Here is a 25883-nt window from a genome sequence, read left to right on the forward strand (position 1 = left end):
CCACGAAGGCCACTTGCTCGTGTTCGCGCAGGTATTCGTACGCCTGGATTCTCAAGTCGTACTGGTCGGACCAGAAGTGAGGTTCGGCGCGGCACGGCAGTACGTGTGCCTCCTTCCCCGCGGCCGCCTCACCCGGATGTGTTCGTTTCGATGTTCGCGGTCGCTGCGTTCTTCCGGCGTCGGTTGCGGCGCCTGAGGAAGAGGGGGACACCCACGGCGAGGGCACCGAAGAAGACATACGGAACGTAACCCATGATGTCGACCACTCGGCGCCAGTTCTCGCCGAGCAGGTATCCGGAGCCCAGCAGCATGGCGTTCCATATCAGGCTGCCGATCGAGGAGAGAACCACGAACTTCGGCAGCGCCATCCGCTCGACCCCGGCCGGTATGGAGATGAGGGGACGGACGACGGGCAGCATCCGGCCGAACAACACCGCCTTGGCGCCGTGCCGGGCGAACCATGCCTCGGCGCGGTCGACGCTTTCCGGCTTGATGCCCGGGACCTTCACCAGCAGCGCTCGCGCGCGGTCGCGGCCGAGCCGCGCGCCGAGCGTGTACTGGACGAGACTGCCCGCGACCACTCCCGCGGCGGCGCAGACGATGGCGACGCCGATGTTGATGGCGCCCTGGCTGGCGGTGTACCCGATCAGCGGCAGCAGCACGTCGACGGGGAGGGCCCCGAAAACCAAGCTGTCCAGGGCGGTGAGCACCCCGACCCCCAGCCCGCCGAGTGCGTCGATCACATCGAAGGCCCAGCCGGCCACGCCCCCTGTCGGTTCGCCGGTGGTCTGGGCGAGGTACAGCATCATGTGTTTCCTCCGGGAGATTTCGACAGCAATATGCGCAGAGGGGGATGGTGAGTGTGCTGGAAGCAGGGGTGTGTGAGGGGGGCTGGACCGAGAGCCGTTGCTCCATGGCCCCTACTCGGCGTCAGTGGCGGGCGTTCCCGCGGCCGGGCCCGCCGGCGCGGGTACTTCCGCGGAGTTGGCGTCCGACCGCCGGCGGGGGTGAAGGGCGCGCAGGCCAGGGAGACGACGGCGGCATCCACCGATCGTCAGGACGTGCGCGGGCCGTTCCGGGGCGGCAGCGTAACGCCGTCGAAGTCGATGGTGCGGTGGGCGAGGATCACGCGCAGCAGGAACCAGCCCCACAGGAGCGGGATGATCGCGGCCGTGGCGAACAGGGTGGTGGCGCCGGCCCAGCCCCAGTCCTCGGCCTTGGACGCAGGGAGCAGCAGGCACACCAGGCCGGTGTGTCAGGCCGGCGGCACCGGTGAGGTCGGAGCGTCCGCCCGTGCGTACCTTCGACTCGGGCACGAGCAGTACGACGAGGACGGCGACGACGGTGCCGGGGGCAGCGGCGGCCCAGCACGTGCCCGTGGTGGTTCTCGGCGACGAGCGCGGCGATGGGAAGGCCCAGGGAACCATCGGCGCCGAAGGAGCCGTACATCACGGCGGTGGACGTGGCGAGCCTGTCCGCGGGCAGAACGTCCCGCATGATGCTGACGCCCACCATGAAGGCGCCCCGGGCCGGCGGCATGCGGCGTTTGCCGTGCATGTCACCGAGCCGTCCCGTCACCGGTGGTGGCGAGGGCGGCGCACAGCAGGGCGCCGGTGACCGCCCAGGCGGTCTCCGTCAACGGGGCGTCCAGCAACCGGGGCGGGAGGGGAACGATCGGGAACAGCAAGCTTTGTACGAACGCGACCGCCGTCCCGGCGAGCGTGAGGACCGCTACGACCGTGGTCACTCGTGGGGGTACGGAATTCCCCGCCTCGACAGTGGGGGGACAGGGCGGGGACATGGAAGAGGACCTCCGTGTGGGGGAGCCGGTGGGGACGGCGATACGGAAAAAGGGGACCTTGTGGCGGTCACAGGGCTGGGCGCGCCTTACGGGGCTGCACAGCCCTGCGTCGCGTACACGCGTGTCGCCTACGGCCGATTCGGAACGGCGTCGTGCCAGGCGGCGCGGACGGCGATGACCTGCCGCCATTGCCGGACGACCTTGGCCGGCATGCCGACCGCGAGGGCTGCGGTAATCCGGTCGCCGGAGCGGTACGCGGCCAGGAAGCGGTCCTCGGCCAAGTCCCCTTCGACGACGGCGACTTCATCATGGCCGCGCAAGTAGCCGTGCGCCTGGATCTTCATGTCGTACTGGTCGGACCAGAAGTACGGCACCGGCGTGAACGGTTTGCGTGCCCCGGGAGCGGCGAGCAGGTTGCGGGCGGCGGCCATGCCCTGCTCGGCCGCGTTGGTGCGGTGCTCGATCCGCATCGAGGTGCCGAACAGAGGGTTGTACCAGCGGGCGACGTCCCCGGCCGCGTACACGTCCGGCGCGGCCTGGCAGTACTCGTCGCAGACCACTCCGTCGTCGACGGTAAGACCGCTGCCGGCCAGCCAGTCGGTGTTCGGCAGTGAGCCGATCGCGACCAGGATCTCGTCGCCCTCCACGACTTCGCCGTCCGCCAGCCGCACCCCGTCCTCGGTCACCTCCGTGACGGTGACCCCGCACCGCAGCTCCACGCCCCGCTCCCGGTGAGCCTGTGCCAGCGCCTGCCCCACCTCACGGCCCACCGCATGCGCCAGCGGTACCGGCGCCGGCTCCAGCAGGGTCACTTGAGCGCCCAGCTTCGACGCCACCGCCGCTGCCTCCGCCCCCAGGAATCCGGCCCCGACCACTACCAGCCGCTGTCCCGGTCCTATCCGGTCGCGCAGGGCGAGCGCGTCATCGAGGGTGCGCAGGACGTGGGCGACACGGTCCCCGGGAAGGCGCCGTGGCCGTACGCCGGTCGCGATGAGCAGCCGGTCGTACGGCACCGTCGAGCCGTCCGCCAGCCGCACCAGACCCGTGGCGGGGTCGAGGCCGGCCGCGGCGACGCCGAGCCGCAGGTCGAGGCCGAGGGCGGCGAGGTCCTCCGGAGTCCGCAGAGCCGTCCTGTCGGCGTCCCACTGACCGGACAGGACCTGTTTGGACAGCGGCGGCCGGTCGTAGGGCGGGGAGGGTTCGTCGCCGACCAGGGTCAGCGTGCCGTCGTAGCCATCCCGGCGCAGTGTCTCGGCCGCCGCCAGCCCGGCGGCCGAGGCACCGACGATCACGATCCGTTTCACAGCTCGGCCAGGCGGATCGCCGCGGCCGGGCAGACGGCCACGGCCTCCCGCACGCTGTCCAGGAGTTCGGCCGCGGGATGCTCTTCCAGCACCACGGCGACGCCGTCCTCGTCCCGTTGGTCGAACACCTCAGGGGCGACCACTACACACTGTCCGGCCGCGACGCATTTCGGTTCGTCCAGCTCCACACGCATGGTTCTTGTCCTCGGTTCTTCAGGGGGGCTTCAGGAAGTGGTGCTTCAGGAGTGGCGGCCTTGCGGCTACCAGGCGACGGGCAGCTCGTGCACGCCGTAGACGACCATGTCGTGCCGGAAACGCACCTCTTCCAGGGGTACGGCCAGACGCAGGTCCGGCAGCCTGCGCAGCAGCGCGGGCAGGGCCTCCTGCAGTTCCACGCGGGCGAGGGACTGGCCGAGACACTGGTGGACGCCGTGTCCGAAGGCCACGTGTCCGCGGGCGTCGCGGTCGAAGTCCAGAGCGTCGGCGGTCTCGAAGACGACGTCCCGGTTGGCGGAGGGCAGACCGGAGACCAGCATCTCGCCCTCTCGCACGAGGTGATCCCCGACGATGATGTCCTCGGTCGCCACGCGGACGAGCATGTCCTGGGCGATCGTCAGGTACCGCAGCAGCTCCTCGACGGCGCCGGCGACGACCTTCGGATCATCGGTGTCCCGGATGCGGGCGGCCTGCCGGGGGTTCTCCAGCAGGGCCAGCGTCCCCAGCGCGATCATGTTGGCCGTGGTCTCATGCCCTGCGTGCAGGATGACCATGCTGTTCATGGCCACGTCGTGATGAGTGAGCTCTCCGGTGACCACCCGCTCAGTGATCAGCCGGCTGATGAGGTCGTCCCCCGGCTCGCGCTCCTTGCGCTTCACCAGGTCCAGGAGGTAGCCGAACAGTTCACCGCTCGCCGCTTGCCTCTCCTCCTGCGGGGTTCCCTTGCGCATCAGCGTGGCGCTGCGTGTCTGGAAGAAGGTGTGGTCGTCGTAGGGCACCCCGAGCAGCAACGAGATCACCAGGGACGGAATCGGCAGCGCGTACGCGCGCACCAGGTCCGCCGGCGATCCTGCGGCGATCATCTCCTCCAGGAACCGGTTGACCAGCGACCGGACGTGCGGCCGCATAGCCTCGACCCGCTTGACCGTGAACTCGCCGGTGAGGGTGCGCCGGATGCGGGAGTGCTCGGGGTCGTCCATCCGCGGGAACGCCTGCGGCTGGCCGTGCCGCTGGGTCTCCATCAGCTGCGGGTAGCGATGTCCGTCGGCACTGAGCCGCGGATCGCCCAGTAGCTGCTTGACATCGTCGTACCGGGTGACCGCCCAGGCGATGTGGCCGTTGCCCAGCCGCACCTGGGTCAGCCCGTCGGCGCGCCGCCAACCGGCCTGTACGGGGGGCGGGTCGAAGGGGCAGCGAGGGGAACGCGTGCCAGGGAAGTCGGGAAGTTCGGTGCCGTCGTTCGGCTGGGTCTGGTCGGTCGCCGTACTCATGGTTACTCCTGTGGGGGTATGGACGAGCAGTGATCCGCCGGAGCAGGGCGTGCAAAGCGCCTGCTCATGGGTGGTGTGTGATGCTCCGCAGCAGGTGGGCCATCTCCACGCCGGGGTCCGCGGGGACGAAGGAGTCGGTCTCGTCCGGGATCCGGTCGAGGTGGTCGCGTACGTCCTCGGCCGTCAGTGCCGGGTTGTGGTAGCTCCGCGTCCGGCCGACGAAGAACCGCGCGACCTGTCCAGCACCCGCGGTGTAGACCTCACCGGACACCGGGCAGTCCTCGTGGGCCGGGAAGGCGACCACGGGCGAGACCAGCGCCGGGTCGAGGCTGCGGGTGAGGGTGTTCATCATCTCCAGGGCCGCCGGATCGGCGGGGCGGCCGTCCGTGCCGCCGATCCGCCCCCTGGGATCCCGCGAGAATGCGGGTGGCGGCGACCGGGGCGACGGCGGTGCGGCGGGGCGCCCGGGGCGTGTCCGTCACCAGGCGATCGGCAGCGCGTGGACGCCGTAGACGCTCATGTCGTTGCGGAACCTGATCTCCTCCGGCGGCACCGCGAGCCGCAGCCCGGGTAGCCGGCGCAGGAGCACGGGCAGGGCGATCTCAAGTTCGGCACGGGCCAGGACCTGTCCGAGGCACTGGTGCACGCCGTGTCCGAAGGCCACGTGTCCGCGGGCGTCGCGCTCGATGTCGAGGCGGTCGGGGTCGCTGACGAAGCCGGGATCCCAGTTGGCTGCCGAGAGGTTCATGACCAGGAGGTCACCGGCGCGGACGAGTTGGCCACCGATCTCGATGTCCTCCTTGGCCACTCGGGTGACCAGGCTGTGCACGATCGTGAGGTGGCGCAGGAGCTCCTCCACCGCGGCCGAGACCACCTTCGGGTCGTCCGTGTCGCGGATCCGCGCGAGTGCGTCCGGGTTCTCCAGCAGCGTGAGGGTGCCCAGCGCGATCATGTTCGCGGTGGTCTCGTGCCCGGCGTTGAGGAGGATGAAGCCGTTCACCGCCAAGGTCTCGCGGCTCAGCTGCCCTTCCTGGAGGTGCTCGCGCGCGACGCGGCTGATCAGGGCGTCGTCCGGTTCGCGTTCCTTCTTCCCGATGAGGTCGAGCAGATAGACGAAGAGCGACCCTCTTGCCTTCTGCCTCTCCTCATCCGTGGCGGTGCGGCTCATCAGGACGGAGGTGATGTCCTGGAAGAAGGCGTGGTCGTCGTAGGGCACCCCCAACAGCATCGAGATCACCAGGGAGGGAATGGGCAGCGCGTACGCCTGGACCAGATCGGCGGGGCTGCCGGAGGCCACCATGGTGTCGATGAACTCGTTCGCCATCTCCTCGATCCGCGGGCGCATGGCCTGGACCCGCTTGACCGTGAAGTCCTTGGTCAGCATGCGGCGCAGCCGGGCGTGTTCGGGGTCGTCCATCCGGGGAAACATCTGGGCGCCGGGGCCCATGCTGATCTGCTGTATCGGGACCTCCGCGCTGATCCGCGGATCCGTCATCGCGGCCGTGACGTCCTCGTACCGGCTCACGGCCCAGGCGGCGTGCCCCCTGAAGTTCACCCGGCGCAGACCATCCGTCTCACGCCACTCCCGGTACTCGGGGGCGGGGGCGAGAGGGCAGCGTGCGTCGCGGTCAGCGGGGAACTCGGGAAGACCGATGGCGTCATCGGTGTCGGTCGTGGTGGACATGGAACCTCCTGGAGCGTCGTGGGGGAAGGCGCCGAGGTACTGCTGAGCGAGCCGTCGTGACGTGGAAGAACGCAGAGGCACTACGCACGTCGTGGGCAGCGCGCCGCGGTCGGCGTTCGCCACTCACCGGATCACCGCGAACCGACGTACGGCAGGAACTGGCAGCTGACCGCCAGTTCCATGGTGCACCTGATGCAAGTGGCAGTCAACCGCCTCTTTGTTACCCTGTTCTCGTGGCCACCGATCCCGAGCGACTCCTGCGGACCGACGCGGCCCGCAACGTGGAGCGAATCCTGCGCTCCGCCCGCAAAGTCTTCACAGAGAGCGGGCCCGACGCGCAGTTGGACGAGATCGCCCAACACGCAGGGGTCGGCAGCAGAACGCTCTACCGGCGTTTCCCCAACAAGGCCGTCCTCGCGAAGGCCGCCTTGGAGCAGGGCATCGCCGAGTACATCGCTCCCGCCATCGAACAGGCGCTCCTCGATGACGACCCGCTACGTGCCCTCACCTCCGTCATCGACGCCGCCATGGGGCTGGCCGCCCAAGAGCACAACACTCTGGCCGCCGCGAGAAGAGCCGGCGCCGTCATCTCGGACGCGATCGGCCCGTACTACACATCGCTGACCCTGCTCGCTCGGCGTGCCCAGCAGGCCGGACGTATCCGCGCCGACCTCGTCCCGGAGGACCTGCCCAGAATCATGGCCATGCTCTTCAGTCTGCTGTGGACCATGGACCCGGCCAGCGAAGGCTGGCGCCGCTACCTCTCCCTCATCCTCGACGGCATGTCACCGGCGGCGGCAACTCCTCTTCCCGAGCCCGTTCCGCTACGGCCGTCATCGCAACCCAGAAACTGGCCAATCTGACGCGAGGGCCGAACGGCGCCCTTCGGCGGGACTTGGCACGGAGGAACCCTCGCCCTTGGGCGCGAGCCACGAGTGACCATGCCGAATGCTTCCCGCGCCTCCGCTTCCACTCCCGACGTTGTGGTCCACCGTCGGGCGTTCGGGCTGCGGCTACGGGAGCTCCGCGCCAACGCGGATCGCACGCAGGCCAGCATTGCCGCACAGGCCGGGTGGATCGGGCCTTCTACGTGAACGCCGAGGACCTGGAAGTAGCGGAAGATACTGCGGTAGGTCCGGCCGGTGGGCTCCCACTTGCCCTCTCCGCGCACGACCTTGATCCAGACGGACAGCTCCTGCGCGATCGTCTCGGGCAGGGCGGCGAGCTCTGCCTCCAACCGGGTCTGATGCGTGTCTCGGCGGAACTCGGGATCTGGAATCAGCAGCCCTCGGGCTTCAAGGAACTGGGTTACCCGTCGTCCGCTGACCTTCAGCCGGGTATCTACGAGCGCCCGGATGTCGGACTCCGGCAGCGGGGCATCGGCGCCGAGCCAGGACACCAAGATGGTCAACGTGCGCCGGGTCGTGAAGGCAGGGGCCTTGGACCAGGGTGAGTCCATCCATGCCGGAAGCGGGAGCCGGTGAGCCGTCCGGCAGAGGTCCGGTCGTACGGCGTTCCGCCGTACGACCGGGCCGCCGGATTACGGCTGCTTGAGATGCGACTGAATGGTGAAGCTCAGTCCGGTGAGTTCGTCGGCGCCTGGGATGTCAGCCCGCAGGAGTGTTGTAGTTGACGATTCCTTCCACCATGAGAGCGACCGCACCGGCCAGTGGGCTGTCCGCCCCCTTCCCCACCACGTCGGGTAACCTGTGCGCCTCGTTCTCGGTGGCGGCGACTATGCCCCAGAACGCGTTGAAGCCCGAAGGATCCGTCGGCTTGTCGGTGGCCGCCCCCACCGTCAAGATGCCGCCCGCCTCGACCACGGCCAACGCGCCCATCTGCTGCAGTATGTCGGGATCCCGCTCTTCGGCGGCCACGACGCTCCAACCCGTCACCTCTGTGTGCCGCAATGCGGCGAGGAGACTGGCGGCACTGTCCGCGCCGGAAACAACGATGTCAGGCAGGACGAGCGCCACCGGCCCTTGCGTCATAGGCAGGGCAGACCGGATCGCTCCGTCGAGACCCGGTTCAAACGACTCGTTCTGGTAGACAAAGACCATTTGAAAGGTCTCGGAGTAGCGCGCGAGATAACGCACCGTTTCCAACTTGTGTGTCCCGAATACGACGACCAGGCGCACGTTGAGTCCGTTTTTAGCCAGTTCGACAACGGTCTCCAGGCTGCGGTCCAGAACCGTGACCCCAGGAGCCAGACAATGCAGCTCCTTCGGGTAGGGCGCGCTGAAGCGCGTTCCGAATCCAGCGCAGGGCAATATGACCGAAACATCAGGGACGAACACCGACGAACTATGCATTCAGCAGCTCTCAGGTTGTGTTGACGATCGGGAACCGGCCTGGAAGGCACGCTGGCGCTCACCGTAGTCACTGAGGACGGCTCCATGCGAGATACAGCGTCAATCGACTCGGTCATCGCCTTCGCGTTCGGGGACCACTGCCGCATTCAGCACCACGCGACCTACACTGCTGCCGCACATTCCCTACGATCAACGCATCGCCGTCAATGGGCACTGCTCGAAGGCTGGGCGGGCACGGGCCGAAAGACACGGGAAGACAGAACGAAAGAGAGCGCAGAATGCGGGTGTTGTTGTCTACATACGGGACGCGCGGCGATGTCGAACCGCTGGTGGCACTCGCGGTGCGGTTGCGGGCGCTCGGTGTGGAGGTGCGGATGTGCGCCCCGCCGGACGAAGAGTTCGCGGAGCGGCTGGCCGGTCTCGGGGTGCAACTGGTGCCTGTCGGGCCACCGGTGCGGGAATTGATGCGCGGGACGGCTCTGCCGTCGGCGGCGGAGCTGTCCCGGTACCGGACGGAGCTGGTTGACACACAGTTCGACATCTTCCCTGCGGCGGTCGACGGATGTGACGCGCTGGTGGCGGCCGGCCTGGCGCAGATAGCCGCGCGGTCCGTGGCCGAGGTCGCGGGCATCCGCTACGTGTACGCGAGCTATGCGGCGGTCCACCTGCCGTCGCCGCACCATGCTCCGCCGCCACGGCCGGGCTGGCCGGAGCCGGAGGTGAACGACAACCGGACGCTGTGGGAGCTGGACGCCCACAACGTGAACGCCCAATTCGGCGAGACGCTCAACGGCCGGCGGGCATCGATCGGTCTTCCACCGGTGGACAACGTCCGCGACCACGTCTTCACCGACCAGCCGTGGCTGGCGGCGGACCCGGCCCTGGGGCCGTGGCGGGAGACCCCGGGCCTCGACGTGATACAGACGGGCGCGTGGAGCCTGGCAGACGAACGCCCGCTCCCCGCCGACTTGGTGACGTTCCTGGAGGCGGGTGATCCGCCGGTCTACGTGGGTTTCGGCAGCATGCGCCCGTCGCAGGCCATCGCCCGCGGGGTCATCGAGGCGCTCCGCGCACAAGGGCACCGCACACTGGTCTCCCGCGGCTGGGCGGACCTGGGCCTGGTCGACGACCGAGACGACTGCTTCGCCATCGGCGAGGTCAACCAACAGCGTCTGTTCGGCAGGGTGGCCGCAGTGGTACATCATGGCGGCGCGGGCACGACAGCGACGGCCGCCCGGGCGGGCGTGCCGCAAGTGGTGGTAGCTGCTCAGATGTCGGACAACCCGTATTGGGCAAGCCGGGTGGCGGACCTGGACATCGGTGCGGCACTCGACGGTCCGGCTCCGTCCGTCGAGTCCCTGAGCGTCGCGTTCAAGACGGCCCTGGCGCCCGAGACCCGTGCGCGGGCAAAGGCGCTGGGCCCCAAGATCCGCACCGACGGAGCGGCGGTGGCCGCGAGCCTGCTGGTCGACGCCCTCCGGTGAGCGAGGTCGGTCCGGCGGACAGTTCCAGGCCGGCCTTCTCTGCCAGCAGCCGCCGCAGTTCTGTCCCGGTCCACACCTCGCGCTGGGCGGCGGCCATCCGCAGCCGCCATTGGATCTTCATGCTGTGGTGTCCTTCCCGGTCATGCTGTGGTGTCCTTCCCGGTCAGCTCGGCCAACGTGCTGGCGACCGCGCGTTGATAGGCGTCCTCGATGAAGGTCGCGGAGGGCCGGACATATCGCATGGTCGAGCTGACGGTCCAGTGACCGAGCATCTGCTGGATCGCGACGAGACCGACGCCCCGTTCGTCGTTGTGCGTCGCGCACGCTCTTCGCAGCGCATGCGGGCTGAACCTCTCGGCTGCCGGGCGTCCTTCGAGTTCCATCAGACAGCGGAGCCGGTTGCGGATGGTCGACGTCGCTCGGCCCCTGACCGCCAGGTCACCGACCACCCGGCCTGGAACTGCCACGGGTCCGTCGACAGGGGTTCTTGCGGGATGGCCCCACCCGCGATGACCTGGAGCCTCGCCTCGGCCACCGGCACACCTTCCTCGCACCTGAACGGTCAAGGCAGCACCTTCAAAACCAGACCGCTGCCACGAGAACCAACGAGGACTCCAGGAACGGAATACGGTCAGGTGGCAGCGGCAACTCTTGTCAGGGAACAAGTGCCGGCCCCAGTTGGCTGGACCAAGACCTTCACCGACCCCCGGCTCTGCGCAGTCATCGTCGACCGCCTCACCTTCAACGGCACCATCATCGAGACCGGCACCGACTCCTACCGCCTTGCCACCACCCGTGCCCGCGCCGAAGCGCCCGCGAAGGCCGGCTGACCTCTCAGGTGGTCACGCACCACCTCATCGGCGGTCTACGAGGCGACGTGACGGTCGACCACGTTGGCATCCGATGAGGTGGGCGAGCCGCACGCTGTCGCGGTCGACAGGACACCGGTGAGTACGTGGGCCCTCGTCCGGCTATCAGGCCAGTCCCCGGAGCAGGCCCTCCAGATCGCGCTCGCCGTCGCGGGTCTGGGCACCGTGGGCCAGCCCGCCGCGGATCAAACGCTCGGCCGCGGGGCGAACGAACTGGCCCGCCCAGGCGTCGTGCTCCCGCAGGAGACCCTCGGCCAGGTCCTTGGGGACGATGGCGCGCTTGGCCGCCGCGATCACGCCCTCGGGCAGGGCTGCGATGTTGCGGGCGAGGCGGTCGACGAAGTCGTCGAGTTCGTCAGCGGGGACGGCCCGGTTGACCCAGCCGTAGCGCTCTGCGGTTTCGGCGTCGTACAGGTCGGCACCCAGCACCGCCTCCAGGGCGCGATTGCGGCCGACCCGGCCGGCGAGGTACTGCGTGCCCCCTCCACCAGGGACGATGCCCATGAGAGCCTCGATCTGGCCGATCCCGGCGCGACCGATCGCCGCGAACGCCATGTCCGCAGCCGTGACGAACTCCGCCCCTCCCCCGCGCGCCATCCCGGCAAGCTTGACGATGGTCACCTGGGGCTGGTGCCGAAGCAGCTCCCCCAGAGCCTGGAAGACGTTGACGCCGTCCGGAAGGTCGGCCGCGAGCTTGTCGAAGGCGTCCGGCGTGTCGATGAGCGACATGTCGACGTGGGCTATGAAGAACTCCGGATTGGCGCTGTCGAACACGATCACCCGAACCGAGTCGTCGTCCCTCAGCGCGGTCAGCAGGTGCCGGAGGTCGGCCATCAGGGCGACGTTCAGGACGTTGACCGGTGGGTTGTCGAGGGTGACGCGGGCGATGCCGTCCTCAAGGCTCACCCGCAGGGTCGCGTAGGCGTCGTGGTTCATGGAGATCTCCGATCGGTACCTGGTATGCATCTAGGTTCCTGATGCATACTTACAGTGCGATGGTGGGCGACCGACGTCAATAACGCACTTTCGGCATCGTAAGGATCGCGAAGGATACCGACATGGCCATTTCTGAAACCGGCGGCGACGCCGGCATCGACATCGTCTACCGGTCCGACTGCCCCAGCCGCCCGATCCTCGACCAGATCGCTGACAAGTGGTCGATGATGGTGATGGCAGTCCTTGACAAGCCCACTCGGTTCAACGAGATCAAGCGCCGCCTTGAGGGCGTGACCCAGCGGGTCCTGACCCAGACCCTGCGCCGCCTGGAACGCAACGGGATGGTCGTGCGCCGCGTGCTGCCAACCTCGCCGGTCGGGGTCGAGTACTCCCTCACCCCGCTCGGCGAATCCCTGCGGGAGCCGTTCGGCCGGTTGTACGACTGGACGGTCAACCACGCGGACGAGATCCGGGCGCACCAAATGGACTATGACCAACGCGTTCAGAGCTGAGAAGGCGTGCCCGAGAACCCCATCGTCCTGAGCTGACTCGCTCCGGGCACCGCTTCGGCGTCCGGGTCCCCCAAACCTGCGACGTCCAGGTGCGGGTCGAACGCGTCCGGCCGAACCGTCAGTTCCGTGGTGGCGTAGATGCCGGGAAGCAACCGGCAGTGCCATCACTTCTCATCAACAATCCGAGTCGGGCTGATCATCAACCGCCGTCGGAACCGGTGCATAAACGTTGCCACTCGTCATCGATGAAGCCACCCGGCAGACCATCGCTGCGGCGTTCCGTGCGAAGACGTCCTCCTGGGCCTTGCACAGGGCTGCCCGGGCCAGCACGCCCGGGGGTGGAGGTCAGCTGCCATCGAGGTACGGTGCCACCGCCGTCGGCGCCCCACTCACCGGGATCATGAGTCCCGGTGATAATGGACGGGCCGGAGGCCCTGTCCGGGCCACGTCGGTCGTTGTCGGGAAGGAGGTGCCCGCCGGTGGGGATCACCTTGGACCTGCGCAGCGCCCAACCTGACGCGATTCATGTCGGCCGGTCGCCACTGGCCGAGCTGATGTCGATCCTGCACATCCTCGCGGAGCCGGATCACCACCCGGAGGCCAGGGGCTGGACGCGCCGGCTTCACTCGGTGCTCGACACAGCCCTGGCCAACGAGATGAGCACGTTGTCCCCGCTGTGGGCAAGGCTCCGCTGCCGCCTGCTGTTTCCGCTCAAACCACCGCTCGACCAGTCCTTCGACACCGAGCTGTCCCTCTTGGAGAAGCTGCCGCAGGAGGAGTTCGTCGCCCTGTGCGCAGCCGGGATTCTTGGCTTTCACGAGGCTGTCCCCGCCCCTGGCACATTGCTGGGCGACCGCGGGGCGGCGCGCGACTTCGTCGCGCAGTGTGAGCGCAGGGCGTTCCGGCGCGGCGCCCTGGCCCATGAACTGGTGACCGCGCCGGACGAGCTCCGGACACGGCTTGTCGACTTCCTGCACGGCTGCCACGGCGCGTTCTTCGAGAGTCTGTGGGAGGCCGTGTACGAGCGGACCCAGCCGTCGGTCGTTCGGCTCCGCGCCGAGTTGCGGCAGCGGGAACCCACCGAGGTGCTCGCGCAGCTCAGCCCCACCGCCGTGGTCTCCAAGGACATGGCCCGGGTCCGCTTCGACAAGCTCATGATCGCCGAGATCCGGATCGGGCCACGGCCGCTGTTCCTCATCCCCTCCGTGCACGGGTGGCCGCATCTGACCGTCAAGGACGAGGCCGGATATCCGGTGATCGTGCAGTTCGCGGCGCTCGGGGACCGTGCCTCGGAGCAGATCTCGCTGCGGCAGCTGCACGAGCGGCTCACCGCGCTGGCCTCGCCGAGCCGGATGGAGCTGTGCCGGCATCTTCTCGGTGAGCCGATCACCACGTCAGAGCTGGCCCGGCGGCTCGGCATGGCCGAGTCCCAGGTTTCCCGCAGTCTGCGGCAGCTGCGGGACGCCGGGCTGATCGAGTCGGTGCGGGACGGAAAGTACGTCTATCACCGGCTGGCCACCGGCACGCTGCTCCGGCTGGGACAGGACGTGCTGGCGACCATCATGCGCTGAGCCGCGCGGCCGGTCGGCCTGCGTGGCGGAGTCCGGCCCCGGCGACCGGCCGGGGCCGGACTCCGGCAGCTCTCAGTCGTTCACCCACAGCAGGATCGACGAGGGATGCGCGGCGTCCATGTGGACCCGGTTGGTGGCGACCACCTTGCGCCTGGTCAGGGCCTCCGGTTCACCGGTGTTGGAGTTGACGTCGAAGCGCGGGAAGTCGCTCGACGAGATGTCCACCCGCAGCCGGTGCCCGACCCCGAAGAGGTTCGCGGTGTCCGGCGCGGTGATCTCGATCTCGTACACCTCCCCCGGCGTCAGCGGCTCGGGGTGCTCGAACGACTTGTGGAAGCGGCATCGCAGGATGCCCTCGGTGAGGTTCATCGCGAAGCCCTGCGGATAGTCCTCGTTCGGCGGATGCACATCGATGAGCTTGACGGTGAAGTCGGTGTCCGGCGCGCTGGAGGAGATGAACAACCGTGCGGTCACCGGCCCCGCCACTGTCAGCGGCTCGGTCAGCGGTGGGGTGGCCAGTGAGATGACGTCCGGACGCGCGTTGAGCGGCAGATAGGGTTCCCGCGCTCCGTAGAACCTGCCGTCCGGTACTTGGTTGAAGGCCCCTCCGACCATGACCGGCTCCCCCGAGGTGACCTGCCCCCCCATGGTGGGTACCGGGTCGCCCGGGTCGAAGTCGTATTCGACCGAGGCGCTCTCGGCCGAGGGCGGCTTCCGGGACAGCTCCCCGGAAGCGGTCGGAAAGAAAGCTGTCTCCCGAGCGCCGCGTGGTGGCCACTGCGTGTCGGAAAGCCACCGGCCTCCGTGCCGCATCCGGCCGGTCTCGTCGCGGCGCCCGTCGCCGCCACCCATCAGGAAGTACTGGACCCTGGAGATCTCCCGCACATGTCCCCTGCGGCCGGCCAGTACCTCGTCGAACCAGCGCTGCCGGAACCGCAGATAGGAGTCGTCCACATTGCCGCTGAGCGTTGCCTCCTGCCCGAAGTCCACGTCGCCCGCGTACGTCACACAGCGCAGTCCGTGTGTCCAGGGGCCCATCACCAGGTAGGCGGGTGACTCCTTGAGTCGTTGCATCGCGTTGAAATTCTCGATGGTGGAGCGGACGTACGGGTCGTACCAGCTCGACATGTGCAACGACGGCACATCGGGGAACCGGTCGTAGTGGCCCCGGCCGTAGATCGCCGGCTGCTGCCAGTACGCGCCGAAGGAGTCCTGCCGCCACTGTTCCAGCAAGTACCGCTCGTAGGAGTCCACTTGCCGCAGCGGCGAGGTGCCCGCCCGCCACGGCAGCACGCTGAACCAGTCCCGCAGGTCGGTGTCCTGGAAAGCCCGGCGCACCAGCGGGTCGCGCTCCGCCTCCGGGCTCTCCTCCCCGTGCCGGAACGCCCAGGTGAGCTGTTTCAGTTCGAAGGCTCCGCCCATCCGCATGCCCGCCTCGTAGGCGCTGGCGAAACCGCCGGAGTCCATGAACATCGCGGCGAGGTGCCGTGGGGACTCCGCCGCCGCGGCCGACTGGGCGTGCGCCGAATACGAGACCCCCATCATCGCCACCCGACCGTCGCACCAGGGCTGCGCCGCGATCCAGTCGATCGTGTCGGCGCCGTCGGGACCCTCGTTGAGGTACTTGACGAACGTGCCCTCCGAGTCACCCCGCCCCCGAGTGTCCTGGCGGACCACGTGGTACCCCGCCCGGACGAAGAACGCCGAGGTCTCTTCCGGGGTGGGCTCGGGCTCGTCGTGGTGGCTGCGGTCAGAACCGCGGATCTTGCGCCGCCCGTACGGGGTGCGCTCCAGGATGACCGGCCGCGCGGCCGGCTCCGGGCTTTCGGAGTAGAGGTCGGCGACGAGCACGGCCCCGTCGCGTACGGGTATCCGCAGCACGCTGCGCCACAGCGGATCCGGGTCTGCCGCGACCCGCTCGGCGGGCTGGGTCCCGATGCCGTCCGTTGTCTGTGTCATGGAACCGGCGCTCACTTGCTCTGGTGCTGCTTCGAACCGTTGACGGCGATCTGTGCCTTGTCCACGGTGGAGAGGCTCAGCGCCCACGTGTCGAAGAGCTTCTGGTAGGTGCCGTCGTCGTGCAGCTTCCGCAGGGCGTCAGCGAGTACTGCGGCCAGGCCGGAGCCCTTCTTGGACTCGAAGCCGTAGACCGCTGTCGCCGCGGGCAGCGAGCGCATGTCCTTGATCTCTATCGTCTTGAAACGGCCGTTGGAGTTCTCGCTGGCCGCGGTGTTCGACGCGCTCGGAGCGGCGACGGCGTCCAGGCGCTTGCTCTGGAGTGCCAGTGCGGCCGAACTCAGATCGGTGAAGACCTGTTCACCGACGGCCTGGTTCCCCGCCGCGGCGCACTTCTCGGTCAGTGCCGCCACCACGTTCTGGGTGCCGGCGCCCTTCTCCACCCCGACCTTGCGCCCGCACAGCTCCAGGCCAGTCGTGGGCTCGAACGACGCCGAGGTGTTGATCATCACGGTGACGCTGCTCTGTGCGAAGTCGGTGAAGTCGACCTGCTGCTGTCGCTCGACGAAGTCACCCGCGGGCGCGCTCAGATCGAGGCGCCCGGACTTGATGCCCGGGACGACCGCATCGAACGTCGTCTTCTGCACCGTGATCTTGATGCCGAGCATGGAGGAGAACTGCCGGGCGAGGTCGGGGACCAGCCCGGTGATCTCACCGTTGGAGCCGAAGGTGTTGTACGGGGAGTACTCGCTGACGCCCATCACCAGCGTGCCCTTGGAGTACTTCTTCGGGACTTTGGCCTGAAGGGCGGTGTCCAGCGGCTGGAGGGCGATCGCGCTGGGTGAGGCCCCGGCAGTGGTCTTGGCACTCGCGCCGTCGGCGGAGCCCCGGGCCTTGGTGTCGTCCACCGAGCAGGCGGTCAGGGCGAGCAGCGGCAGGAGCAGCGCGCAGGCACCGGCTCTGGTGGCGGGACGGGAGGACAGAAGAGAGGAGCAGCGCATGGCGGAGGTCCGTTTCTGGGAGTGTCCGGGAGACCGGGAGAGAGGGAGAGAGGGATTCGGGTGAGACCGGGAGACGAGGAGGCGGCGGGGAGGGCGAGTCGTGATCTGCGGCGAGTCAGCCGGTCCACACCTGGGTCGCCACCCGCTGTACGTTGCCACCGGCGATCTTGGCCACGTCCTCGTCGGACCAGCCGTGCTCGAAGAGCCAGCGGATCATGTTCCGTACCGATTCGGCGGGGTTCTCGCAGCCGTGCACGTAGCCGACCGTCTCGTGCGGCGGCAGGTTCCGGGGGCCGTCGCTGTCCTTGCCGAAGAGCTTCGCGAAGACCTTGTGCCACGCGACGTGGTCGCCGAAGTTGGTGTCCGGGCCGAAGGCGACATGGTCGATGCCGACCAGCTCCACACAACGCTCGACGTGCTCCATGACGGAGTCCAGACTGTGGCGCGGGTGCTTGGCCGTGACGGTGGTGTGCGGCGCGGCCTCGATACCGATGAACCCTCCGGTGTCGGCACATGCCTTGATCACGTTGTCGGGCTTCATCCGAGCGGTGGGCCACAGTGCCCGGGAGCCGGCGTGGGTGATCACTACTGGTGCCTGTGAGAGCCGGGCGGCGTCGAGCGCCGTGGCGTCCCCGGTGTGGGAGACGTCGACGATGATGCCGAGGTCGTTCATCCGGCGCAGTGCCCGGCGGCCGAGGGTGGTGAGGCCGGCGTCCCCGGTGTCGGCGAGGCCGGAGCCGAGCTGGTTGCTCTCGCTGTAGACGAGGCCGAGCAGCCGCACCCCGAGCCCGTACAGCAGGTCGAGCCGGTCGATGTCGTTGCCGATCGGGGTGGCGGCCTCCAGAGTGAGGACCACACCGACCTTGCCGTCCTCCTGGGCCCGGCGGGCGTCCTCCAGGCTTCGCACCGGGGCCACCAGCCCCTGGTGCGCCCAGTCGGACTGCCGCATGGCGAGATCGCTGACCGCGTCGTCCCAGTCCCAGGGGGTGTGCGAACGGATCATGCTGACGGCGGCCGGGCCGCCGTCGAAGAAGAGATCCACACCGGAGTGGGCTATCCCCTCGTACGGGGTGGACTCCCTTCCCTGGCGCCGGTATTCGGGGAACAGCTCCGGGTCGGCCGGGCGCAGCGAGAGATGGTCGTGGGCGGAGACCACGAGATGGCCGGCCTCGAAGTCCCGGGCGCGCTCTTCGACGGCGTCGCTCCACCGCAGGGCGCCACCGGGTACACGGCCGACGGCGGGCACGAAGTCGAATTCTTCGAAGTCCTGCCCGGCCCGTAGGTACTGGTAGGAGCGGTATTCGTCCCACAGGGCGAGGCGGCGGCGGGTCTTGTCGGGCAGGTCGCTGCTGTCGGTGTTCATGCGATGACTTTCGAGAGGAAGGCGCGGGTGCGTTCATGGGACGGGTTCTGCGTGAGCTGGTCAGGCGGACCCTGTTCGACGATGCGGCCCTCGTCCATGAAGACGACGCGGTCGGCGACGTCCATGGCGAAGCGCATCTCGTGGGTGACGACGACCATGGTCATCCCGTCGTCCGCGAGATCGCGGATGACGGCCAGGACTTCCTGGACCATCTCCGGGTCGAGGGCGGACGTGGGTTCGTCGAAGAGCATGACCTTGGGCCGCATGGCGAGGGCGCGCGCGATGGCCACCCGCTGCTGCTGGCCTCCCGAGAGCTTCTCCGGGTAGCTGTCGAGTTTCTGGGCGATGCCGACCCGGGCCATCAGTTCCTCGGCGCGGGCGTTGGCCTCCTCTTTGGAGAGCCTCAGTACCCGCCGGGGGGCCTCGACGATGTTCTGCCGGGCGGTGAGGTGCGGAAACAGGTTGAAGCTCTGGAACACCATGCCCATGGCCGACCGCTGCGCGGCAAGGTCCCGGCTGCCGAGTTCGACCAGGGTGTTGCCGGCGATCCGGTAGCCGATCGTCTTGCCGTCCACCAGGACCAGGCCGTCGTCGGGGACCTCCAGGTGGTTGATGCACCGCAGGAGGGTGCTCTTACCGGAACCGGAGGGGCCGATGAGGCAGACCGTCTCCCCGCGGTGCACGTCAAGGGAGATGCCGTGGAGGACATCGTGTCCCCGGAAGGATTTCTTTATGCCATTCACCGAGACAACAGGCAAAGTCTCTGGCAATTCCCGCTGCTTCTTGTCCAGGATCTGGGTCACAGTGAACTCCCGCCCTTTTTCACCTTAAGTTCGCTCTGTCGGGAAAGACGGCGCTCCAGGCGCTGCTGAAGGAGTGTAAGAACTCCTGTGATAACCATGTACCAGATCGCGGCAACAATAAGCAGGGGAACCGTCTGGAAGTTCTTCGCGTAAATAAGCTGGACCGAGTAGAGCAGGTCGGCGAGGGAGATCACACTGACCAACGAGGTCGCTTTGAGGAGCGAGATCAGTTCGTTGCCCATGGGCGGGACGATGATGCGCAGGGCCTGTGGCGCGGTGATCCGGAAAAATGTCTGCGCCGGGGTCATTCCAAGCGCGGCGGCGGCCTGATGCTGCCCGGCGGGCAGAGACAACAGCCCGGAGCGGATCAACTCGGCGATGTAGGCGGTCTCGTGGAGGGTGAGGCCGATGACGGCAGCGGTCAGTGGGCCGAGCAGGGAGTTCGAGTCGAACGTGACAAAGCTCGGCCCCCAGGGGATACCCAGGGACAGAGTGGGGAACAGCGCGGCCAGGTTGTACCAGAAGAGCAACTGGACAAGCATCGGGATGCTGCGGAACACCCAGATGAACCCGGAGGCGACCAGCGCCATCAGCCGGGAGGAGCCCATCCGCATGAGCGCCACCAGGGTCCCGAAGATCAGTGAGAGGAACATCGTCACCGCGGTCATCCCCACGCTGACGCCGATTCCCTTGAGGATGCGTATCTCGAAGAGATAGGCACCGACGGTCTCCCATTCGAACCGGGGATTCGTGAGGACCGTAGTGAGCGCCATCGCCGCAAAGAGGATCACGATGGCATTGGTCACCCATATTCCCGGGCGACGACGCTTCGCACGCTTAAGCGCGAGCACGTCGGGACGGGCATCGAGTTTCAAGGCTTTGGTCATGAGCGCCTTCGGCAGGTGAGGACGGCTGGCGGAGGCCTCACCTTAGAACTCCGTTCACCGATGTTCACCGACGGGTGCCATCAATTGACTCAGAAGTGTCAAGCGTTAACCACGATGTGCGCGGCGTGTTCGACGAGGTACTGGCCGGGCCGCCCATAGGTGACCGGGTCCAAGCGGTGAGCGTGACCGGGTGCCCCCGACGGCCCCGCCTCGGGGGCACCCGGTCCGGCGTTGGGGGCACCCGGTCCGGCGTTGGGGTATCGGGGTCGGCTCAGAGCACGGCCAGGTAGAACCCGGCGGCCCTGCCGTGGTTGCTGGTGTCGTACGTGCCCACCAGGACGCCCTTGCCGTTCGCGCGGCCACCGGCGACAGAGCGGATGAGCGGGCCGCCACCACCGCGTCGAGGGCGACGCGTGGTGGGTACAGGGAGACATGGCGCGCGGCCACCGCGTACGAGGCGGCCCGCGCCGAGGCCGAGCAGCACGGCGTCGCCGGCGAACGGACCACCGCCCAAGCTTCGAAGCGCGTGTCGTCGTTGGGACATGTCCCACCTGTGCCACCGGAATTCAGTGACACCCATCCGCCGCCAACGGATTCTGTGCAGCGGGTGAACTTCTCACTTCGCGCAACGGAAGGCATGAGACCAGATGAGACGGATCCGCCTCGTGGCGGCAATATCGGTGGGACTGACCCTGGCCGCCGGCGCCGTGGCGCCCGTGTCGGCCGCTTCCGGCGGCGTACAGGACAGGTCGGCGGCCGGCGACGCTGCTGCCTCGGGCAGCGTCTCTGTGCGCCTGATCACCGGTGACCGGGTCACTCTTGGTACGAGTGGTGACGGTGGCCGGATCGTCTCGGTCGAGCCGGGAACGGGTCGTCGAGGCATCATCTTCCGAACTCTTGAGCAGGACGGCCATCTCACCGTTCTGCCCTCGGATGCCGGGGAGTTGGTCTCGGCCGGCCGTCTGGACCGCAAGCTGTTCGACGTGACCGCGCTCGTCGCCCAGCGGTACGACGAGGCGCACACCACCGCGCTCCCGCTGATCGTGGGCGGTGCCGGCGGGAAGGCGGGCGCCGCGGTGCGGCGGCTCACCGGCTTCGCCGACGGCGGTTCCACCGTCCGGCGCCTGGAGAGCATCGACGCCCGGGCGGTACAAGTCTCCCGCGGCGACCTCGGCGCGTTCTGGAAGCAGTTGGCGCCCACCCGGCCGTCCATGAACAGCGCCGCCGTCAACGCGGTGCCCCAGGTCTGGCTGGACGGACGCGTCAGCGCGTCCCTGGACCGCAGTACGGCCCAGATCGGCGCCCCTGACGTATGGAAGACCGGTCTGCGGGGTGAGCGCGTCAAGGTCGCCGTCCTCGACACCGGCGCCGATCAGACTCATCCCGACCTGGCGGGCCGGATCGCCGCCGCCGAGGACTTCTCCGGCAGCTCCGGAACGGGGGACGGGTTCGGACACGGTACGCACGTGGCCTCCATCGTCGGCGGCAGCGGAAAGGCGTCGGGCGGCACCCGCCAGGGAGTCGCCCCCGCGGCGGAGTTGATGATCGGAAAGGTCCTCGGCGACGACGGCTTCGGCACCGAGTCGCAGGTCATCGCCGGAATGGAGTGGGCCGTGACGGAAGGAGCCGAGGTCGTCAACATGAGCCTGGGCTCGGACGCTCCGAGCGACGGCACCGATCCCATGAGCCTCGCGGTGAACGAGTTGAGCGATAACGGCGGTGCGCTCTTCGTCGTCGCCGCGGGCAACAGCGGCCCGGGAACGGGGACCATCGGCTCACCCGGCGCCGCGGATGCCGCGCTGACGGTCGGAGCGGTTGACCGGGACGACTCGCTGGCCGAGTTCTCCAGCCGCGGCCCCCGGCTCGGCAACGACGGTGTCAAACCCGATGTGACGGCCCCGGGCGTCGGGATCGTGGCGGCCCGCGCGGCGGGCACCACCATGGGTGACCCGGTGGACGAGCGTTATACGGCGGCGTCGGGGACATCGATGGCCACTCCCCATGTCGCGGGAGCGGCGGCCCTGCTGGCCCAGCGGCATCCCGACTGGTCGGCGGCGCAGATCAAGGACGCGCTGATCAGCACCGCCCGTACCATCGCCGGCCAGCAGGTCACCGAACAGGGCGGCGGGCGTATCGACGTGGCCGCCGCGGCGCTCGGTCCGGTGACCGCCACCGGCACCGTCGCCCTCGGTCCCTTCGAGGCGGGAGACGATCAGACCCGCACCAGGACGCTGCGCTACACCAACACCTCGGACAAGGAGGTCACGCTCGCGCTCGCCGTGAAGCTGGCCACCAGCGGCGGCCGCGAACCCGCCGACGGCGCGGTGCGTCCGGCCTCGGACTCCGTCCGCGTCCCGGCGGGCTCGACGGCCGAGGTACGCCTCACCGTGGACCCCGCCCGCGCGGCGCGGGGCGACTACTACGGTCACGTGACCGCGACCCCGTCGGACGGTTCGGCCCCCGTCCACACCACGCTGAGCCTGGTCGTCCAGGGCCCCATCCACAAGCTGACCGTCAACACCTACGACCTCGACGGCAAGCGTGTCCAGGCGTTGCCGACGATCTGGGGCGCCAACGGATTCGTCGAGTACACCAGCGCCGACCCGGCCGTCGCCGAGGTCGAGGAGGGCACCTATCAGCTCGACTACTCCACCCTGGACACGGCACAGGACGGAGAGGAACTGCGCCATGTCGTCCTGCCGGAGGTGAAGGTCACCAAGGACATGGCCGTCACGCTCGACGCACGCCGCACCACCCTGGTCGACATCCGCACACCCCGCCCCGCCGAGCAGCGCGGCATCCTCAGCTACCAGACGTACCGGAAGATCGACGGACACGGTCTGATCCAGGGCACGATGTACTTCGATATCGCCAAACGCCTGTACGTCAGCCCCACTCCGGCAGTCACGGACGGCACGTTCGAGTTCGCCTCCCGCTGGCAACTCACCGCGCCTCTCCTCGAAACAACAGTGCCGGGCACCGATCTCGACCTCGGCGCCTACTACATGCCCTCCTCAGCCCTGTTCGACGAGCGGGGCGAGCACCTGACCGCCGTCGACGCGGGCGACGCGAGGGCCCCGGCGTTCGGCAAGGTACGCGGCAAGCTCGCCGTCCTCGTCAGCGAGGACGGCGGGAGCGAACGGGACCTGGTCGAAAGGGCGGCAGCCGCCGGTGCCCGCGGTGTGATGCTCGTCCACTTCTCCGACATCGCCTGGACCCGCTGGCGGCCCGACGGCGAACGGCTGGCCCTGCCCACCGTGCGGATCGGCGCGAGCACGGGCGCCGAGCTGCTGAAGCGGATCAACGAGCGCTCCACCACGGTGCGGTTCACCGGCACCGCGCGCAGCCCGTACCTCTACGACGTCATGCAGGTGTCCTCGCAGCGGATCCCGCAGCGGGTGGTGCACACGCTGTCCGAGAGCAACAGCGCGATCGTGCGGAGCACATACGCCGACAACGGCGGTTCACCGTGGGCGGCCGAACAGCGCTTCGCCCGGCGCCCGTACCAGGACGCCGCGTGGAATCAGTACACCCGCCATGTACCGACCGGCTTCGAACGCACCGATTACGTCAGCGCCGGCGACACCAGTTGGCAGCACCTGGTGCACTACGAGACCACCTTCGATGTCGACACGCCTCTGAAGGTGGGCATGGGCGACACGCCCCGCACCTACCGGCCGGGCGAGCGCGTGGCCGAGACGTGGCAGGGGGCCGTTGTCCGGCCGTCCATTCCGCGCGGCACCGCTACCCCGTCGGTCCGTGAGGGGAACGTGCTGTCGCTGCGGATCCCGGAGTTCACCGACTCGACGGCCGGGCACCGGTCGCGGCTGCTCGTCGGCGGGAGCGGGATCGGCACCTCTGGTACGGCGGAGGCCGGTGAACCCGGTGAACCCGGTGACACAGCGGCGGCCGTGCTGTATCGCGACGGCAAGAAGACCGCCGAGGCCGGCAGCGCCTGGACGGACTTCACCGTGCCTTCCGGCGCGGCCGACTACCGGCTGGACCTGACAACGTCCCGGACCTCGCCGGAGTGGGCCTACGGGACGGCCACCGACACGTCGTGGTCGTTCCGCTCCGGCGCCACCGGCGAGGCGACAACGCTGCCGCTGCTCCAACTCGACTACGACGTACCGGTCGGCGCGGACAACGCGGTCGGCCGCGGCCGGTCGCACACGGTCGGGCTCACCGTCCGCGCCCAGGACGGACTGGCCGCGCCACGCGGTGTGAGCGTCAAGGTCGAGGCCAGTTACAACGACGGGAAGAACTGGGAGCGGGCCACGGTCAGAAGCCGCGGCGCCGGCACCTTCTCGGCGAAGATCGACAGACCGGACCGGCAGCGGGGCGACGCGTACGTGACGCTGCGCGTCACGGCGGAGGACTCCTCGGGCAATCGTGTCCGGCAGTCGGTCGAACGCGCCTACCTGCACCGCGGATAGCGGGAAGGGGTTCTGTTCTGAGCACCGGTGGGCGGGCAGCGGGAAGCAGCCGCCCACCGGTGTGCGGTACACGCACTGAAGTATGGTATGAATTATTCGAAGGTGCGTGAATGTGAGCGCATGGGGGCCAAGGTCTCAGGAGGGCGCCGTGGCGCTGGAGGCCGCCGGGGTATCCGCCGTCGAGGAAGCCGTGTACCGGCTGCTGATAACGACCGGCCTGCTCACCGCCGTTGACGTCGCCGACCGTCTCGGGCTGGACGTCGCGGAAGCCCGTAACGTGCTGACCGATCTCGCGGCCAAAGGCATGGTCAGCCACACCGACGGCCTGCCGCGTCAGTACCGGCCGACTCCCCCGGACGTGGCGCTCACCCCCCAACTGAAGCGCAACGCGGACGCGTTGGACCTCGCACGTATCGAGGTCACCAGTCTCCTGGAGACCTACCGGGACACCGCACGCCGTCAGGACCCGGGCCGGCTCATCGAAGTCATCACCGGTGGCGAGGCCCTGCGCCAGCACCTGCGGCAGATCCAGGCGAGCGTGCGCGACGAGATGCTCTGGTTCTGCAAGGCCCAGTACGTGGCCATGCCCTCGGGCAGCAACAACGCGGAGTTCGACGCGCTGGGCCGAGGCGTGACCTACCGGGTGCTGTACGAGAAGGCATTCTTCGACGACGAGGGCGCGGTGGACAACGTCGTGGAGGGCGTGCGTGCCGGGGAGATGGCCAGATCCGTGCCCCACCTGCCGTTACGCCTCGCCGTGGCCGACCGCTCCATCGCCATCTGCCCGCTGGTTCCCGGGGGGCCGCACGGCAGCCCGGGCGAACCGACCACCGCGCTGGTCCGGGACAGCAGCCTCCTGGCCGCCCTCATCGCCCTGTTCGAACGCTACTGGGAAGACGCCGTCCCGCTCGACGTCGACGACTCGGGCGCGGTCACCGGGACCGACGGCGCCGGAGCGCCCGACCCGCTCTCCTCCATCGACAGACGGCTGCTGTCACTGCTCGTGGCGGGTGTCGCCGACAAGGCGATCGCCACCCAGGTGGGACTGAGCCGACGCACCGTGCAGCGCCACATCCAGCACATGATGGACCTCGCCGGAGCAACCACCCGGATGCAACTCGCCTGGCAGGCGGCCCGGCGCGGCTGGCTGTGACCGTCCCGCCGTCCGTACGAACGGCGGGACGACGCTGACGGACCAAACAGCCGTAAAAATCCTGCCGGAACCCGGAGAACACTGTGCCTGCCGGGAATGTTATCCATGCAGCTCTGGGGCTGTCCGGCGGTGCGGCAGGATGACAGTCGTGTTGCTTCGTCTCGCTTACCTGACCGGCACCAACGCGTTCGCCGCCCTGCGGCTGTTACCGATGAGCGACCGCGACAAGGACACGGAGATCCTCGCCCTGCGCCACCAGATCACCGTCCTCGAACGGCAGCTCGGTCCGGACCGGGTGAAGTTCGCTCCGGAAGACCGGGCTTT

The 25883-nt window shown here is 68.7% G+C and carries 23 protein-coding genes and 1 pseudogene; 7 read left to right on the top strand and 17 right to left on the bottom strand.

Annotated features, from left to right (window positions below):
• Nucleotides 1-128 precede the first annotated feature (128 nt).
• The 8 genes from IF11_RS0132435 to IF11_RS0132465 all read right to left on the bottom strand — a co-directional run bounded on the left by IF11_RS0132435 (nucleotide 129) and on the right by IF11_RS0132465 (nucleotide 6276).
• On the bottom strand, nucleotides 129-809 hold the full coding sequence (locus IF11_RS0132435) for a DedA family protein (RefSeq protein ID WP_063759272.1): 681 nt from the start codon (nucleotides 807-809) through the stop codon (nucleotides 129-131).
• A 245-nt stretch (nucleotides 810-1054) separates the two neighbouring features.
• Nucleotides 1055-1243, bottom strand: a complete 189-nt coding sequence (locus IF11_RS38005) for a hypothetical protein (protein ID WP_051746408.1) — start codon at nucleotides 1241-1243, stop codon at nucleotides 1055-1057.
• A 315-nt stretch (nucleotides 1244-1558) separates the two neighbouring features.
• A complete protein-coding gene (locus tag IF11_RS38010; RefSeq protein WP_051746409.1) occupies nucleotides 1559-1747 on the bottom strand; it encodes a hypothetical protein in 189 nt (62 codons plus the stop codon).
• Between the two features lie 182 nt (nucleotides 1748-1929).
• Nucleotides 1930-3105, bottom strand: a complete 1176-nt coding sequence (locus IF11_RS0132445; RefSeq protein ID WP_206300616.1) for an NAD(P)/FAD-dependent oxidoreductase — start codon at nucleotides 3103-3105, stop codon at nucleotides 1930-1932.
• The gene (locus tag IF11_RS0132450; protein WP_030355372.1) at nucleotides 3102-3299 is read right to left on the bottom strand and encodes a ferredoxin; all 198 of its coding nucleotides are present in this window, start codon (nucleotides 3297-3299) and stop codon (nucleotides 3102-3104) included. The genes IF11_RS0132445 and IF11_RS0132450 overlap by 4 nt, the downstream gene beginning before the upstream one ends.
• Before the next feature lie 66 nt (nucleotides 3300-3365).
• A complete protein-coding gene (locus tag IF11_RS0132455) occupies nucleotides 3366-4592 on the bottom strand; it encodes a cytochrome P450 (RefSeq protein ID WP_030355373.1) in 1227 nt (408 codons plus the stop codon).
• A gap of 64 nt (nucleotides 4593-4656) precedes the next feature.
• Nucleotides 4657-4944 carry a hypothetical protein gene (locus IF11_RS37185; protein ID WP_030355374.1) on the bottom strand — a complete coding sequence of 96 codons (288 nt, stop codon included), beginning with the start codon at nucleotides 4942-4944 and terminating at the stop codon, nucleotides 4657-4659.
• 126 nt (nucleotides 4945-5070) lie between these two features.
• Nucleotides 5071-6276, bottom strand: coding sequence for a cytochrome P450 (locus IF11_RS0132465; protein ID WP_030355375.1), 1206 nt, complete (start codon nucleotides 6274-6276; stop codon nucleotides 5071-5073).
• A gap of 233 nt (nucleotides 6277-6509) precedes the next feature.
• Here IF11_RS0132465 and IF11_RS0132470 point away from each other — a divergent pair, with 233 nt between their 5' ends.
• Nucleotides 6510-7139: a TetR/AcrR family transcriptional regulator gene (locus IF11_RS0132470; protein ID WP_030355376.1), complete on the top strand. Its 630-nt coding sequence runs from the start codon at nucleotides 6510-6512 to the stop codon at nucleotides 7137-7139.
• Nucleotides 7140-7883: 744 nt separating this feature from the next.
• Here IF11_RS0132470 and IF11_RS0132480 read toward each other — a convergent pair.
• Nucleotides 7884-8573 carry a glycosyltransferase family protein gene (locus IF11_RS0132480; protein WP_106979308.1) on the bottom strand — a complete coding sequence of 230 codons (690 nt, stop codon included), beginning with the start codon at nucleotides 8571-8573 and terminating at the stop codon, nucleotides 7884-7886.
• A 293-nt stretch (nucleotides 8574-8866) separates the two neighbouring features.
• On the opposite strand from IF11_RS0132480, the gene IF11_RS0132485 reads away from it, so the two are divergent.
• A complete protein-coding gene (locus tag IF11_RS0132485; protein ID WP_030355378.1) occupies nucleotides 8867-10072 on the top strand; it encodes a glycosyltransferase in 1206 nt (401 codons plus the stop codon).
• A gap of 140 nt (nucleotides 10073-10212) precedes the next feature.
• Here the strand turns inward: IF11_RS0132485 and IF11_RS0132490 are convergent, their stop codons facing one another.
• Complete coding sequence (locus IF11_RS0132490; protein ID WP_240627593.1) at nucleotides 10213-10539, bottom strand: site-specific integrase; 327 nt, start codon at nucleotides 10537-10539, stop codon at nucleotides 10213-10215.
• A 213-nt stretch (nucleotides 10540-10752) separates the two neighbouring features.
• On the opposite strand from IF11_RS0132490, the pseudogene IF11_RS39620 reads away from it, so the two are divergent.
• Nucleotides 10753-10902, top strand: a pseudogene (locus IF11_RS39620) (ATP-binding protein); the annotation flags it as partial.
• A gap of 144 nt (nucleotides 10903-11046) precedes the next feature.
• Here the strand turns inward: IF11_RS39620 and IF11_RS0132500 are convergent.
• The gene (locus tag IF11_RS0132500) at nucleotides 11047-11877 is read right to left on the bottom strand and encodes an enoyl-CoA hydratase/isomerase family protein (protein ID WP_030355380.1); all 831 of its coding nucleotides are present in this window, start codon (nucleotides 11875-11877) and stop codon (nucleotides 11047-11049) included.
• A gap of 122 nt (nucleotides 11878-11999) precedes the next feature.
• On the opposite strand from IF11_RS0132500, the gene IF11_RS0132505 reads away from it, so the two are divergent.
• Together IF11_RS0132505 and IF11_RS0132515 are read left to right on the top strand one after the other, a co-directional pair.
• Nucleotides 12000-12389 (top strand): winged helix-turn-helix transcriptional regulator, encoded by a 390-nt coding sequence (locus tag IF11_RS0132505; RefSeq protein ID WP_030355381.1) that lies wholly within the window; start codon nucleotides 12000-12002, stop codon nucleotides 12387-12389.
• A 479-nt stretch (nucleotides 12390-12868) separates the two neighbouring features.
• Nucleotides 12869-13960: an ArsR/SmtB family transcription factor gene (locus tag IF11_RS0132515; protein ID WP_030355382.1), complete on the top strand. Its 1092-nt coding sequence runs from the start codon at nucleotides 12869-12871 to the stop codon at nucleotides 13958-13960.
• 72 nt (nucleotides 13961-14032) lie between these two features.
• Here the strand turns inward: IF11_RS0132515 and IF11_RS0132520 are convergent, their stop codons facing one another.
• From IF11_RS0132520 to IF11_RS41110, 6 genes are all read right to left on the bottom strand, one after another.
• Nucleotides 14033-15919 (bottom strand): CocE/NonD family hydrolase, encoded by a 1887-nt coding sequence (locus tag IF11_RS0132520; protein WP_030355383.1) that lies wholly within the window; start codon nucleotides 15917-15919, stop codon nucleotides 14033-14035.
• An 11-nt stretch (nucleotides 15920-15930) separates the two neighbouring features.
• Nucleotides 15931-16917 carry a transporter substrate-binding domain-containing protein gene (locus IF11_RS0132525; protein WP_051746410.1) on the bottom strand — a complete coding sequence of 329 codons (987 nt, stop codon included), beginning with the start codon at nucleotides 16915-16917 and terminating at the stop codon, nucleotides 15931-15933.
• A gap of 115 nt (nucleotides 16918-17032) precedes the next feature.
• A complete protein-coding gene (locus tag IF11_RS0132530; RefSeq protein ID WP_030355385.1) occupies nucleotides 17033-18280 on the bottom strand; it encodes a dipeptidase in 1248 nt (415 codons plus the stop codon).
• Nucleotides 18277-19083 (bottom strand): amino acid ABC transporter ATP-binding protein, encoded by an 807-nt coding sequence (locus tag IF11_RS0132535; RefSeq protein WP_420894573.1) that lies wholly within the window; start codon nucleotides 19081-19083, stop codon nucleotides 18277-18279. Before IF11_RS0132535 ends, IF11_RS0132530 begins: the two co-directional genes overlap by 4 nt.
• Nucleotides 19080-19970, bottom strand: a complete 891-nt coding sequence (locus tag IF11_RS0132540) for an amino acid ABC transporter permease (RefSeq protein WP_078491035.1) — start codon at nucleotides 19968-19970, stop codon at nucleotides 19080-19082. The genes IF11_RS0132535 and IF11_RS0132540 overlap by 4 nt, the downstream gene beginning before the upstream one ends.
• Before the next feature lie 271 nt (nucleotides 19971-20241).
• Nucleotides 20242-20484, bottom strand: a complete 243-nt coding sequence (locus IF11_RS41110) for a hypothetical protein (RefSeq protein WP_030355388.1) — start codon at nucleotides 20482-20484, stop codon at nucleotides 20242-20244.
• A 133-nt stretch (nucleotides 20485-20617) separates the two neighbouring features.
• On the opposite strand from IF11_RS41110, the gene IF11_RS0132550 reads away from it, so the two are divergent.
• Nucleotides 20618-24406 carry a S8 family peptidase gene (locus tag IF11_RS0132550; protein WP_030355389.1) on the top strand — a complete coding sequence of 1263 codons (3789 nt, stop codon included), beginning with the start codon at nucleotides 20618-20620 and terminating at the stop codon, nucleotides 24404-24406.
• A 148-nt stretch (nucleotides 24407-24554) separates the two neighbouring features.
• Nucleotides 24555-25559, top strand: coding sequence for a helix-turn-helix transcriptional regulator (locus tag IF11_RS0132555; protein ID WP_030355390.1), 1005 nt, complete (start codon nucleotides 24555-24557; stop codon nucleotides 25557-25559).
• Nucleotides 25560-25883 lie beyond the last annotated feature (324 nt).

Source organism: Streptomyces scopuliridis RB72 (assembly GCF_000718095.1).
GTDB classification, from domain to species: domain Bacteria; phylum Actinomycetota; class Actinomycetes; order Streptomycetales; family Streptomycetaceae; genus Streptomyces; species Streptomyces scopuliridis.